General features: G+C 73.0%; 11 protein-coding genes. 6 read left to right on the forward strand and 5 right to left on the reverse strand.

Annotation, left to right across the window (positions count from 1 at the left end):
• Window positions 1-10: 10 nt before the first annotated feature.
• Window positions 11-784, reverse strand: a complete 774-nt coding sequence (locus CNQ36_RS04785) for a LytR/AlgR family response regulator transcription factor (RefSeq protein ID WP_121545054.1) — start codon at window positions 782-784, stop codon at window positions 11-13.
• A 77-nt stretch (window positions 785-861) separates the two neighbouring features.
• On the opposite strand from CNQ36_RS04785, the gene CNQ36_RS04790 reads away from it, so the two are divergent.
• The 5 genes from CNQ36_RS04790 (at window position 862) to CNQ36_RS04810 (ending at window position 7,349) form a co-directional block, all read left to right on the forward strand.
• Window positions 862-1,374, forward strand: a complete 513-nt coding sequence (locus CNQ36_RS04790; protein WP_004934565.1) for an Lrp/AsnC family transcriptional regulator — start codon at window positions 862-864, stop codon at window positions 1,372-1,374.
• A 114-nt stretch (window positions 1,375-1,488) separates the two neighbouring features.
• Window positions 1,489-2,301 carry a dimethylargininase gene (ddaH, locus tag CNQ36_RS04795; protein WP_121545055.1) on the forward strand — a complete coding sequence of 271 codons (813 nt, stop codon included), beginning with the start codon at window positions 1,489-1,491 and terminating at the stop codon, window positions 2,299-2,301.
• Window positions 2,298-3,524 carry an ornithine--oxo-acid transaminase gene (gene rocD / locus CNQ36_RS04800; protein WP_121545056.1) on the forward strand — a complete coding sequence of 409 codons (1,227 nt, stop codon included), beginning with the start codon at window positions 2,298-2,300 and terminating at the stop codon, window positions 3,522-3,524. The genes ddaH and rocD overlap by 4 nt, the downstream gene beginning before the upstream one ends.
• Before the next feature lie 127 nt (window positions 3,525-3,651).
• Window positions 3,652-6,105: a SpoIIE family protein phosphatase gene (locus CNQ36_RS04805; RefSeq protein WP_121545057.1), complete on the forward strand. Its 2,454-nt coding sequence runs from the start codon at window positions 3,652-3,654 to the stop codon at window positions 6,103-6,105.
• 11 nt (window positions 6,106-6,116) lie between these two features.
• On the forward strand, window positions 6,117-7,349 hold the full coding sequence (locus CNQ36_RS04810; protein ID WP_121545058.1) for a PP2C family protein-serine/threonine phosphatase: 1,233 nt from the start codon (window positions 6,117-6,119) through the stop codon (window positions 7,347-7,349).
• Between the two features lie 7 nt (window positions 7,350-7,356).
• On the opposite strand, the gene CNQ36_RS04815 is transcribed toward CNQ36_RS04810, so the two are convergent.
• The gene (locus tag CNQ36_RS04815; RefSeq protein WP_121545059.1) at window positions 7,357-7,812 is read right to left on the reverse strand and encodes an RpiB/LacA/LacB family sugar-phosphate isomerase; all 456 of its coding nucleotides are present in this window, start codon (window positions 7,810-7,812) and stop codon (window positions 7,357-7,359) included.
• Between the two features lie 186 nt (window positions 7,813-7,998).
• Between CNQ36_RS04815 and CNQ36_RS04820 the strand changes: the two genes are divergently transcribed.
• Entirely contained in the window at window positions 7,999-8,724 is a 726-nt protein-coding gene (locus CNQ36_RS04820) for a lysophospholipid acyltransferase family protein (RefSeq protein ID WP_121548373.1), read from the forward strand.
• Window positions 8,725-8,797: 73 nt separating this feature from the next.
• Here CNQ36_RS04820 and CNQ36_RS04825 read toward each other — a convergent pair whose 3' ends face one another.
• The 3 genes from CNQ36_RS04825 to ureG form a co-directional block, all read right to left on the reverse strand.
• The gene (locus CNQ36_RS04825) at window positions 8,798-10,399 is read right to left on the reverse strand and encodes an alpha/beta hydrolase (RefSeq protein WP_121545060.1); all 1,602 of its coding nucleotides are present in this window, start codon (window positions 10,397-10,399) and stop codon (window positions 8,798-8,800) included.
• Window positions 10,400-10,517: 118 nt separating this feature from the next.
• Window positions 10,518-11,297 (reverse strand): urease accessory protein UreD, encoded by a 780-nt coding sequence (locus CNQ36_RS04830; protein WP_121545061.1) that lies wholly within the window; start codon window positions 11,295-11,297, stop codon window positions 10,518-10,520.
• Window positions 11,285-11,965 carry an urease accessory protein UreG gene (ureG, locus tag CNQ36_RS04835; RefSeq protein ID WP_121545062.1) on the reverse strand — a complete coding sequence of 227 codons (681 nt, stop codon included), beginning with the start codon at window positions 11,963-11,965 and terminating at the stop codon, window positions 11,285-11,287. Before ureG ends, CNQ36_RS04830 begins: the two co-directional genes overlap by 13 nt.
• Between the last annotated feature and the right edge of the window lie 45 nt (window positions 11,966-12,010).

The following is a 12,010-nucleotide window of genomic DNA, read 5'->3' on the forward strand; positions in this document are numbered from 1 at the left end:
CCTCCCCCGCCTAGCTCGTGGTCCGGCGCATCAGCAGGTCCCGCAGTTCACGGGCGTGCCGCCGGCTGACCTGGAGTTCCTCGGAGCCGATCAGGACGCTCACGGTGCCCGTGTCGAGCCGGAGCTCGCCGATGTGGCGCAGGGCGACCAGATGGCGGCGGTGGATGCGGACGAAGCCGCGGGAGCGCCAGCGTTCCTCCAGGGTGGACAGCGGGATCCGCACGAGGTGGCTGGCCCGGCCGGTGTGCAGGCGGGCGTAGTCGCCCTGGGCCTCGACGTGGGTGATGTCGTCGACGGCGACGAAGCGGGTCACCCCGCCGAGTTCGACGGGTATGTGGTCGGGGTCGGGTTCGTGCACGGGGATGCGCGGGGCGGCGGTCCCGTGCCGGCCCGCGGCGCGCAGTTCCACGGCGCGGCGGACCGCCTCGGCCAGCCGTTCCCTGCGGACCGGTTTGAGCACGTAGTCGACGGCCTTCAGGTCGAAGGCCTGGACGGCGAAGTCCTCGTGGGCGGTGACGAACACGACCAGCGGCGGCCGGGCGAACCCGGTGAGCAGCCGGGCGAGGTCGAGGCCGTCGAGGCCGGGCATCTGGATGTCGAGGAAGACCACGTCGATGGCGTCGGGCCCGTCGGGCCCCGACTCCAGGGCGCGGTTGATGCGGCGCAGCGCCTCGGTGGCGTCGCCCGCGCCCTCGGCGCTGCCGATGCGGGGGTCGGCGTGCAGCAGGTAGAGCAGTTCCTCCAGCGAGGGGCGTTCGTCGTCGACGGCGAGGGCGCGCAGCATGAAGGTGGAGTGTAGGGGTGATTTCCACGTCTGGACATGCCCCGGCCACGGGCGTTCCCGCTGGATACAGTGCCCGCATGAACAGCAGGCCCGCTTCGTTCGACGAACTCGACCGGAAGATCGTCACCGCGCTGATGGCGAACGCCAGGACGTCGTTCGCCGAGATCGGCGCGGCCGTCGGGCTGTCGTCGACGGCGGTCAAGCGCCGGGTGGACCGGCTGCGGGAGACCGGGGTGATCACCGGGTTCACGGCGACGGTGCGCCCGTCGGCGCTGGGCTGGCGCACCGAGGCGTACGTCGAGGTGTACTGCGAGGGCGCGGCGCCGCCCCGGCGGCTGGCGGAGGTGGTGCGCAACCACCCGGAGATCGCCGCGGCCATGACGGTGACCGGGGGCGCGGACGCGCTGCTGCACGTGCGGGCGCGGGACGTGGAGCACTTCGAGGAGGTGCTGGAGCGGATCCGCCAGGAGCCGTTCATCCGCAAGACGATCAGCGTGATGGTGCTGTCCCATCTGCTGCCCGACAGTCCTGAGGCGGGAGTGAGCCAGCCGGCCCCCGACGGCGCAGCAGACGTGCGTGGCGCGGTGTGAACACGCAGTGATCCTGCGGGTACGCGCAGCTCTCGTTCCTTGTCGCCCGTCCCGGCCGGTTCCTACCGTGGAAGCACCCCTGTCGAGACCGCGTGGAAGCGGAGGAACCCCTCTGTGCCCGACTTCCGTGTGGCGTCCCGGCGGCGATTCCTGGTCTGCGAACCCAGACACTTCGCCGTCCGGTACGCGATCAATCCCTGGATGCATCCCGACCGTCCCGTCGACGTCGCCCTCGCCCAACGCCAGTGGCGGAAGCTGATCGACACCTACCGCGAGCACGGTCATACCGTGGAGACCGTGAAGCCCGAGCCCGCTCTGCCCGACATGGTGTTCGCCGCGAACGCGGCGGTCGTCGTGGCGGGCCGCGTCTTCGGCTCGCTGTTCCGGGCGCCGGAGCGGCGCCCGGAGTCCGTGCCCTACGAGGCCTGGTTCAAGGCCGAGGGGTACGAGGTCCATCATTCCGAGTCGGTGTGCGAGGGCGAGGGCGACCTGGTGCCCGCCGGGCGCTGGATCCTCGCCGGCACCGGGTTCCGCACCACCCCGCGGGCGCACCGTGAGGCGCAGGAGTTCTTCGGGGTGCCGGTGATCGGCCTGACGCTGGTGGATCCGTACTTCTACCACCTGGACACGGCGCTGTTCACGCTGGACGAGGAGAACGTCGCGTACTACCCGGAGGCGTTCTCGCCGGGCAGTCGTGAGGTGCTGGCCCGGCTGTACCCGGACGCGGTGCTCGCGACCCGTGAGGACGCGATGGCGTTCGGGCTGAACTCCGTCTCCGACGGCCGCCACGTCTTCGTCTCCCCGGGGGCCACGGCCCTCGCCGCCCGGCTCGCCGACCGCGGTTACGTTCCCGTTCCCGTCGACCTGTCCGAGTTCCACAAGGCAGGCGGGAGCATCAAGTGCTGCACTCAGGAGATCCGCTCATGACCTCTGCCGTACCCGCGCGTTCGTCCGCCGAGCTGATCGGCGCGGAGGAGCCCGTCCTCGCGCACAACTACCATCCGCTGCCCGTGGTCGTCGCCCGCGCGGAGGGCGCGTGGGTGGAGGACGTGGAGGGCCGCCGGTACCTCGACATGCTGGCCGGCTACTCGGCTCTGAACTTCGGCCACCGGCATCCGGCGCTGGTCGAGGCGGCGCACCGCCAGCTGGACCGGCTCACGCTGACCTCGCGCGCGTTCCACAACGACCGGCTCGCCGAGTTCGCGGAGCGGCTGGCCGCGCTGACCGGTCTCGACATGGTGCTGCCCATGAACACCGGCGCGGAGGCGGTGGAGAGCGGGATCAAGGTGGCCCGCAAGTGGGCCTACGACGTGAAGGGCGTCCCGGACGGCCGGGCGACGATCGTGGTGGCGGCGGACAACTTCCACGGCCGTACGACCACGATCGTGAGCTTCTCGACGGACGAGGTCGCGCGGAGCGGGTTCGGGCCGTTCACCCCGGGGTTCCGGGTGGTGCCGTACAACGACCTGGCGGCGCTGGAGGCGGCGGTCGACGAGACGACGGCCGCGGTGCTGATCGAGCCGGTGCAGGGCGAGGCGGGCGTGGTCGTGCCGGACGACGGCTATCTCGCCGGGGTGCGGGAGCTGACCCTCCGCAAGGGGTGCCTGTTCATCGCGGACGAGATCCAGTCGGGCCTGGGCCGCACCGGGCGCACGCTCGCCGTGGAGCACGAGTCGGTGGTCCCGGACGTGGTGCTGCTCGGCAAGGCGCTGGGCGGCGGCATCGTCCCGGTGTCGGCCGTGGTGGCCCGGCGGGAGGTCCTCGAGGTGCTCCATCCGGGTGAGCACGGGTCGACCTTCGGCGGCAATCCGCTGGCCGCGGCGGTGGGTACGGCCGTGGTGGAGCTGCTGGAGACGGGCGAGTTCCAGCGCCGGGCGGAGGAACTGGGCGGGATCCTGCGCGAGGGTCTGGAGTCGCTCGTCGGCAAGGGCGTGGCCGGCTTCCGCTCCCGCGGCCTGTGGGCGGGCGTGGACGTCGACCCCGCGCTGGGCACCGGCCGCGAGATCAGCGAGCGGCTGATGCGGGAGGGCGTCCTGGTCAAGGACACCCACGGCTCCACCATCCGGCTGGCTCCGCCCCTGACCGTCACGGCGGAGGAGCTACAGGGAGCCCTGCGGACCCTGGAGAAGGTCCTGTCCCGGCAGATCTGAGCCCCGCCGTGCGTCCCCCCGCCGGATCCGGCGGGGGGACGCACGGCCCGAAAAGCCCTTATCCGCTCCAAGGGTGAAGATGGGGGCAAGAGGGGGTAGACCACTCTCAGCGACAGAGAGGTCGGCCGTGGGCGGACACAAGGAGCAGGACGTGGCCCGGCAGGGGTTCGACGCGGCCGACGCCGTGCCCCTGCTGCTGGATCCGCGGGGGGCGGTGACCGGCTGGACCGGTCAGGCCGAGCGGCTCCTGGGATACCCGCCGTCCGAGGCGGTGGGCAAGGACTTCGCCGGTCTGCTGGCCGCCGGGGACGCCGAGCGGGTGCCCGGGCTGATCGGGCGGTGCGGTGCGGACGGCGGCTGGGCGGGGCTGATGACTGCCCGGCACCGGGACGGGCGGACCCTGCGCGTCATGACGCGGATCACGGCGGCCACCGGCCAGGGCGGGGAGGGGTCGCTGCTGGTGCTGCTCTCCGAGATGAACGGGGCCCCCGGCTGGGACATGAGCCGCGCGGTCCTGGAGCAGATGGTCACCGGGGCGTCCATCGGGATCGCGATCGTCGACACGGACCTGCGCTTCGTGTGGTCCAACGCCGCGCTGGAACAGTTCGGCGGCGGCCCGCCCGCGCAGCGCCTGGGGCTGCGGCTCTCGGACGTCCAGCCGGGCATGGACTTCGAGTCCGTCGAGGCGCGGATGCGGCAGGTGCTGGAGTCCGGCGAGCGGGTGGTCGGCTACGAGCACGTGGGCCGGGTCCGCTCGGCGCCGCTGCGGGAGAGCGCGCACATGCTGTCGTTCACCCGCCTCGACGACGAGGAGGGCCGCCCGATAGGCGTGTACTACACCGTCGTGGACGTCACCGACCGGCACCGGGCCCGTCAGCGCCTCGCCCTGCTCGACCTGGCCGGCAAGCGCATCGGCCGCACCCTGGACATCATGAGCACCGCGCAGGAGCTGGCCGACGTGGCCGTTCCGGGGCTCGCGGAGTTCGTCGTCGTCGACCTGCTGGAGACGGTGCTGCGGGGTGCCGAGCTGCCGCCCGGGCCGATCGCCGGGACCGGCAGGGTGCCGCTGCGCCGCGCGGGTCACCGCTCGCTCTACAAGGACCTGCCGCGGACCGTCGTGCGGGCCGGCGAGGCGGTGGCCTACCTGGCCGACTCGCCGCCGATCCGGTGTCTGAGCACGGGCCGGTCCTGGCATCAGGAACAGCTCGATCCGCTCGCCACGGGATGGGTCGTGGGACCGCCGGGCGAACCCGAGCCGACCTTCCTGGAACTGGGGCTGCGGAGCGTGATGATCGTGCCGATCCGGGCCCGGGGCGTCACCCTGGGCCTCACCGGCTTCTTCCGGCGCCGCCTCGACGAGCCCTTCAACGCGGACGACCTGCACCTCGCCGAGGACCTCGTCTCCCGCGCCGCGGTCTGCCTGGACAACGCCCGGCGCTACGCCCGCGAGCGGAACGCGGCGCTCGTCCTGCAGAGCAGCCTGCTCCCCCTGCACCTGCCCGAGCAGGACGCCGTCGAGGTGTCCGCCTGCTACCGCCCGGCCGACGAGCTGACCGGTCTCGGCGGCGACTGGTACGACCTGATCCCGCTGTCCGGCGCCCGTGTCGCGCTCATCGTCGGCGAGGCGCACGGGCACGGCATCGACGCCGCCGCGGCCATGGGCGGGCTGAGGACCGCGGTACGGACCCTGGCCGCGCTGGACCTGCCGCCCGAGGAGGTGCTCGCCCACCTGGACGACCTGGTGGACCGGTCGGCCGGGGACGAGGGCGCCGGGCCGGAGGGCACCTACGGTCATCCCGTGGGGTCCGGCTGCGTGTACGTGGTCTACGACCCCGTGGACGGGCAGTGCACGATGGCCGCCGCGGGTCATCCGTCGCCCGCCGTGATCGCGCCGGACGGCTCGGTCACCTTCGTGGACCTTCCGGAAGGGCCCGCGCTGGGCGTGGGAGGCCCGCCGTTCGAGTCGGTGGAGCTGACCCTGCCCGAGGGCAGCACGCTCGCCCTGCACACCGACGGTCTGCTGCTGCCCTCCGACCGGAACGGGGCCGTCGACACCGACCGGATCCGGCTGCGGCAGGCGCTGGAGACGTCCGGGCCCACTCTGGAGCTGAGCTGCCGGGCCGTGGTGGACGCACTGGTGCCGACCCGTCCGTACGACGACGTGGCCCTGCTGATGGCCCGCACCAAACGGCTCGACCGCGGCCATGTGGCGGCGTGGGACCTGCCCGCCGATCCGGCCGTCGTGGCCGAGGCCCGCAGGACGGCCACCGGGCAGCTGAGCCGCTGGGGGCTGGACGAGCTGGCCTTCACCACCGAGCTGGTCGTCAGCGAGCTGGTCACCAACGCCATCCGCTACGCCTCCGGCCCCGTCCGGCTGCGGCTGATCCACGAGCGCACGCTGGTGTGCGAGGTGCTGGACGGCGGCGCCACGGCACCCCATCTGCGCCATCCCCGCGCCACGGACGAGGGCGGGCGCGGGCTGCTGCTGGTCTCCCAGCTGGCCCAGCGGTGGGGCACCCGGTTCGTCCCCGACGGGAAGATCATATGGGCGGAGCAGTCACTGACCGCGCCGCTGGAATGAGGCGATGGCCCATGGCGGAGGCGCCGATCGACTACGCGGCGGTCTACCAGGCACTCCCCGGCATGGTGGCGCTGCTGACCCCGGAGCTGATCTACGCGGACGTCAACGAGGCGTTCGTCCGCGGGTCGGGGCGGTCCCGCGAGGATCTCCTGGGCCGCTATCTGTTCGACGTCTTCCCGGACAACCCGAACGACCCGGAGGCGACCGGCGCGCACCACCTGCGCGCCTCGCTGCTGCGGGTCCTGTCCACGGGTGAGCGCGACACCATGGCCGTGCAGCGCTACGACGTGGAGAGCCCCGAGCACTCCGGGGTGTGGGAGGAGCGCTACTGGAGCCCGGTGAACACCCCGGTGCGCGGCCCCGACGGGCGGATCGGGCTGATCGTGCACCGGGTGGAGGAGGTCACCGAGCTGCTCCGGGTCCGGGGCGGCGCGGGCGACGGCCGGGGGCGGGTGCTGGAGGCCGAGCTGTACACCCGCGCCCGTGAGCTGCAGGACCTCAACAACCGGCTGCGCCGGGCGCACGCCCGGGAACGCGAGGTGGCCCTGTCGCTGCAGGAGGCGATGCTGCCCGCCCGCCGGCAGCTGTTGGGCCATCACCGGGCCGCGGTGCGCTACCAGCCCGCGGTGGGGGCGCTGAACGTCTGCGGGGACTGGTACGACCTGGTCGACCTGGTGGGCGGGAACCGCATCGGCGTGTCCGTGGGCGACGTGGTCGGGCACGGTCTGGCGGCGGCCGGGGTGATGGGGCAGCTGCGCAGCGCGCTGACCGCCGCCTCGCGCGTGGCGGACGGGCCGGCGCAGGCGCTGAACGTCGTGGGCCGCTACGCCCATGTGGTGGACGGCGCCGAGTCCGCGACCGCGGTGATGACGTTCGTCGACTTCGACCGGCACACCATCACCTACAGCAGCGCCGGACATCCGCCGCCCGTGCTGGTCCATCACGACGGCCGCGTGGAGTTCCTCGACCGGGCCACCGACCCGCCGCTCGACGCGCAGCCCGACCCGGCGCCGAGGCCGGAGGCGGTCACCGGGTTCTCGCCGGGGGCGACCCTGGTGCTCTACACCGACGGTCTGGTCGAACGGCGCCGGGAGGACATCGACACGGGTCTGCACCGGCTCGCCGAGGCCCTGCACCGCCACCGGGCCCAGGATCCCGAGAGGCTCGCGGACACCGTGCTGCTGGAACTGCTGCCGTCCGGCGGCGCCACCGACGACACGGCGCTGGTCGTGGTGCGGCTGTGAGCACGCGTCAGGAGCCGGCGCGCTCCCGGTCGAGCCGTGCCGTGCGCTCCACGTTGCGCCGGTCCTCCGGGTCGTCGCTGGGCACGCCGGCGAACCAGGCGTCGAGGATCTCCTTCAGCAGCGGCCCGGACGTCAGCCGCAGGCTGAGCGCCAGCACGTTGGCGTCGTTCCAGCGGCGCGCTCCGTCCGCCGTGCCGGCGTCCGTGCACAGCGCGGCCCGGACGCCGGGCACCTTGTTCGCGGCGATCGAGGCGCCGGTGCCGGTCCAGCAGCACACCACCGCCTGGTCGGCCGTGCCGGAGGCGACCTCGCGGGCCGCCGCCTCGGAGCAGACGGCCCACTGCGTGTCGTCCCCGGGGCTGAGGGCGCCGTGCGCGCGCACCTCGTGGCCGCGTTCGCGGAGCTCGGCGAGGAGGGCGCGGGCCACGGGTTCGTCCATGTCGGAGGAGACGGAGATCCGCATGGCGGTGAGCCTACCCCCGGCGTCGCCCCCTGACGGGCGCTCAACGTGCCGGACCGGTACGTTCCGTCGCGTCGCACGTGGTGCCGGGCGGTGGTGCGCGCACCTAGACTGGCACCCCACGACGTGCCGGACGGCCTGCTGGGACGCGGCGGCACCACCCGTCCGCCGGAGTCGAGGAGCGTGCACTTGTTCTACTACCTGCTCAAGTACGTGCTGTTGGGCCCTCTGCTGCGCCTGGTCTTCCGGCCGCGAATAGAGGGCCTGGAACATGTGCCGTCGTCCGGCGCCGCCATCGTCGCCGGCAACCATCTCTCGTTCTCGGACCACTTCCTGATGCCGGCCGTGCTCAAGCGGCGCATCACCTTCCTCGCCAAGGCCGAGTACTTCACCGGCCCCGGCCTCAAGGGCCGGCTGACGGCGTTCTTCTTCCACAGCGCGGGGCAGATCCCCGTCGACCGCTCCGGCAAGGAGGCCGGACAGGCCGCCATCCGGGAGGGCCTCGGCGTGCTGGACAAGGGGGAACTGCTCGGCATCTACCCGGAGGGCACGCGCTCGCACGACGGCCGCCTCTACAAGGGCAAGGTCGGCGTCGCGGTGATGGCCCTGAAGGCGGGCGTGCCGGTGATCCCCTGCGCGATGATCGGCACGTTCGAGGCGCAGCCGCCCGGCAGGAAGATTCCCCGGATCCACCCGGTGGTGATCCGTTTCGGCGAGCCGCTGGACTTCTCGCGCTACGCGGGGATGGAGACCGAGAAGGCTGTCCTGCGGGCGGCCACCGACGAGATCATGTACGCCATCCTCACCCTCTCCGAGCAGGAGTACGTCGACCAGTACGCGGCCGACGCCAAGGCCGCGGACGCCGAGCGCGGGCCGGAGGAGAAGCGCCGCTTCCCGCGCGTGCCGCGCGGCTGATCCGCCCTCGCGGACACGACAGGAGGGGCGGCCGGAGACTTCCGGCCGCCCCTCGTGCCGTACGGCCCGGGTGCTACGGCTTGGGCGTGGCGTGCGGGGCGCACGTCACGTCGGACCGGTCCACCCTGCCGGTGAGCAGGTAGGTGTCGACCCGGTCGTTGACGCAGGAGTTGACCAGGCCGGTGACGCCGTGGGACCCGGCGCCCTTCTCGGTGATGAGCCGGGAGCCCTCGAGCCGCCGGTGCAGTTCGACGGCGCCCGCGTACGGGGTGGCCGCGTCCCGCTCGGCCTGGACGATCAGCACCGGCGGAAGGCCCTTGCCGGACTTGACGTCGACAGGCGTCTGCTGCTTGACCGGCCAGGTGGCGCAGGGCAGGTTCATCCAGGCGTTGGCCCAGGTCATGAACGGGTGGTCGGCGTGCAGCCGGGTGTTGTCGCGGTCCCACTTCTGCCAGCTGGTGGGCCACTTGGCGTCGGTGCACTCCACCGCCGTGTAGACGGCGTTGCCGTTCTCCGAGGCCGCGTTGCCGGCCGTGTCGGAGAGGTCGGGGGCGGCGGCGTCGACGAGTGCCTGGGTGTCACCGGCGACGTACTGGCTGAAGACGGTCGCGACCGGCACCCACGCGGAGTCGTAGTACGGGGCGCTCTGGAAGAAGCCGATCAGCTCGGCGGGTCCGACGAGGCCGCCGAGCGGCTTCTTCTCGGCGGTGGCGCGCAGCTTCAGCCACTGGGCCTGGACGGCGTCGCGGGTGGCACCGAGGTGGAAGACGGCGTCGTTCGCGGCGACCCAGTCCTGCCAGTCCTTCCAGCGGCCCTCGAAGGCGACGTCCTGGTCCAGGTTGGCCTGGTACCAGATCTTCTCGCGGGAGGGGTTGACGACGCTGTCGACCACCATGCGGCGGACGTGGCCCGGGAAGAGGGTGGCGTAGACGGCGCCGAGGTAGGTGCCGTAGGAGACGCCGAGGAAGTTGAGCTTCTTCTCGCCGAGGGCGGCGCGGATGACGTCGAGGTCGCGTGCGCTGTTCGGCGTGGTCATGTGCGGCAGCATCGCGCCGCTGCGCTCGTAGCAGCCCTCGGCGTACTCGCGGGCGAGCTTGCGCTGAACGAGCTTGTCGGCCTCCGAGCGGGGCACCGGGTCCATCTTGGGCGCCTTGACGAACTCCTGCGGGTCGGCGCAGGAGATGGGCGCGGACTTGCCGACCCCGCGGGGGTCGAAGCCCACGAAGTCGTACGCCTTGGCGGTGTTGGCCCAGACCGGGTTCTTGCCGGTCACCCGGACCGGGAAGCGCAGGCCGGAACCGCCGGGGCCGCCGGGGTTGTACAGCAGGGCGCCCTGACGCTCGCCCTGGGTGCCGGTGCTGGCGACGCGGTCGACGGCGAGCTTGATCTGCTTGCCGTCGGGCTTGGCGTAGTCGAGCGGAACCGAGACCCAGCCGCACTGGATGGGCTTGGCGAGGTTCCAGTCGGCGGGGCAGTCCTGCCAGTCGATGCCGGTCTTCGCGGCCCGGGCGGCGGCGATCGCCACTCCCCTGGCCTCGCGGTCCTTGCCGTGGTGGGTGTCCGCCGTCGCGCTCGCCACCGGTGCCGCGACGGCGCCGGCTATGAGCGTCGCCGTGACGAGCACTCCGGCCGAACCGAGCGCCGCCGCCCGCTTCTTCGGTCTGCTGTCCCTCAAGTGGGGCCTCCCCCTACATCGTTGCGATGGGTACAGGGGATCCTCTCCGCTGTGAAGTCGCCGGGACAGGGGCCGACGCCCTATTTTGCCAATCCGATAACCGGATAAGAGTGTTCCGTCAATCGGACGCGGTCGTGAAGGAGGCGGGGGCCCCGTCGAGGAGGCGCCGCAGCCGCAGCGCGTCGGGCGCCACGGCGCCGACCAGCACGGCGGGGCCGGCCAGCGGGAACACGGCGGCGCCCTCGTCCAGCTGCCTCGCGCCGACCGGTTTCTCGTCGAACTCGGGTCGTGAGACGAGGAGCTGTCCAACGGCCCGGTGCCCGCCGAGCACGGCGGGGCCGTCCCAGCCGCCGGGGGCTCCGGGTCCGCAGGCAAGCTCCTGGTCGAGGACGGTACGCCCCGCGATCCGCACGGTCAGACGGGAGGTGAGCCGTCCGGGTTGCTCCCCGCTCCGCCCCAGTATCTGCTCCTCCCGCAGCACGAGCCGCGCCCCGGCGTCGAGGTCGACCCGGGTGGCGACGTACAGCTCGCTCCCCCGCACGGAGATCAACTGCTCGGGCAGCCAGTGCAGTTCGCCGCCCCCGGCGACGGTGATCGCCACGTCGTAGCGCGCCGCGCCCGGATGCCGGCCGGGCAGGGCGAGGGTGGCGGCGGCCGATCCGAACCGGAGCCGGGCGCCCGCCTCCACGTCCGCCAGCACCGTGAGGTGGTCCCCGCCGAGCGGTCCGCTCATGGCGCCGACCAGCATGACGTGTGCCTCGGCGCCGCTCCCCCGGGTCCGCCGCAGGGCCAGCGGCCCGTCGCTCTCCAGCACGGGCAGACAGGTCCCGCCCCGGCCGTCGGGGCGGGCGCGGACCCGGGCCACGGCGCGCACACCGTCGGTCCTCACGCCGTCCACGCGGCGAGCCGCTCCCGCACCCAGCCGGCGACGGCACGCACCCCGTCCTCGTCGCGCAACGACTGGAAGACCACGGGCAGGTGGGCCCGCTGGGCCCGGGCGTCGGCGGCCATGCGGGCGAGGTCCGAGCCGACGTACGGGGCGAGGTCGGTCTTGTTGACGACCAGCAGGTCGGCGGTGGTCACCCCGGGTCCGCCCTTGCGCGGGATGTCGTCCCCGCCCGCCACGTCGATGACGAAGATCTGCGCGTCGACGAGCCCCCGGGAGAAGGTGGCGGTGAGGTTGTCCCCGCCGGACTCGACGAGGACGAGGTCCAGCGGTCCTGCCTCGTCCTCCAGGTCCTCCACCGCTTCGAGGTTGGCGGAGATGTCGTCCCGGATCGCGGTGTGCGGGCACGCCCCGGTCTCCACGGCGGTGATCCGCTCGGGCGGCAGCACGGCCTCCCGGAGCAGGAACTCGGCGTCCTCACGGGTGTAGATGTCGTTGGTGACGACGGCGAGCGACACCTCGTCGCGCAGCGCCCGGCAGAGCGCGGCGACGGTGGCGGTCTTCCCGGACCCGACGGGCCCCCCGAGCCCGATCCGCAACGCCCGCCGCCCCCCGTCCGCCCGCCGGAAGTCGCCACCGACGGCGGGCCCGTCGGGAAAGGGAGAGTGGTCAAGATGCATGAGACGCCTCCAGTGTGCAGCCCGTCCGGCGTTTGAGGACGAGGC

Source organism: Streptomyces fungicidicus, assembly GCF_003665435.1.
Lineage (GTDB): Bacteria > Actinomycetota > Actinomycetes > Streptomycetales > Streptomycetaceae > Streptomyces > Streptomyces fungicidicus.

What these genes read in the sequence shown, in the direction of transcription:
- CNQ36_RS04785 (WP_121545054.1), bottom strand. Translation starts at nt 784, where the DNA reads ATGCTGCGCGCCCTCGCCGTCGACGACGAACGCCCCTCGCTGGAGGAA.
- CNQ36_RS04790 (WP_004934565.1), top strand. Translation starts at nt 862, where the DNA reads ATGAACAGCAGGCCCGCTTCGTTCGACGAACTCGACCGGAAGATCGTC.
- rocD (WP_121545056.1), top strand. Translation starts at nt 2,298, where the DNA reads ATGACCTCTGCCGTACCCGCGCGTTCGTCCGCCGAGCTGATCGGCGCG.
- CNQ36_RS04810 (WP_121545058.1), top strand. Translation starts at nt 6,117, where the DNA reads ATGGCGGAGGCGCCGATCGACTACGCGGCGGTCTACCAGGCACTCCCC.
- CNQ36_RS04815 (WP_121545059.1), bottom strand. Translation starts at nt 7,812, where the DNA reads ATGCGGATCTCCGTCTCCTCCGACATGGACGAACCCGTGGCCCGCGCC.
- ureG (WP_121545062.1), bottom strand. Translation starts at nt 11,965, where the DNA reads ATGCATCTTGACCACTCTCCCTTTCCCGACGGGCCCGCCGTCGGTGGC.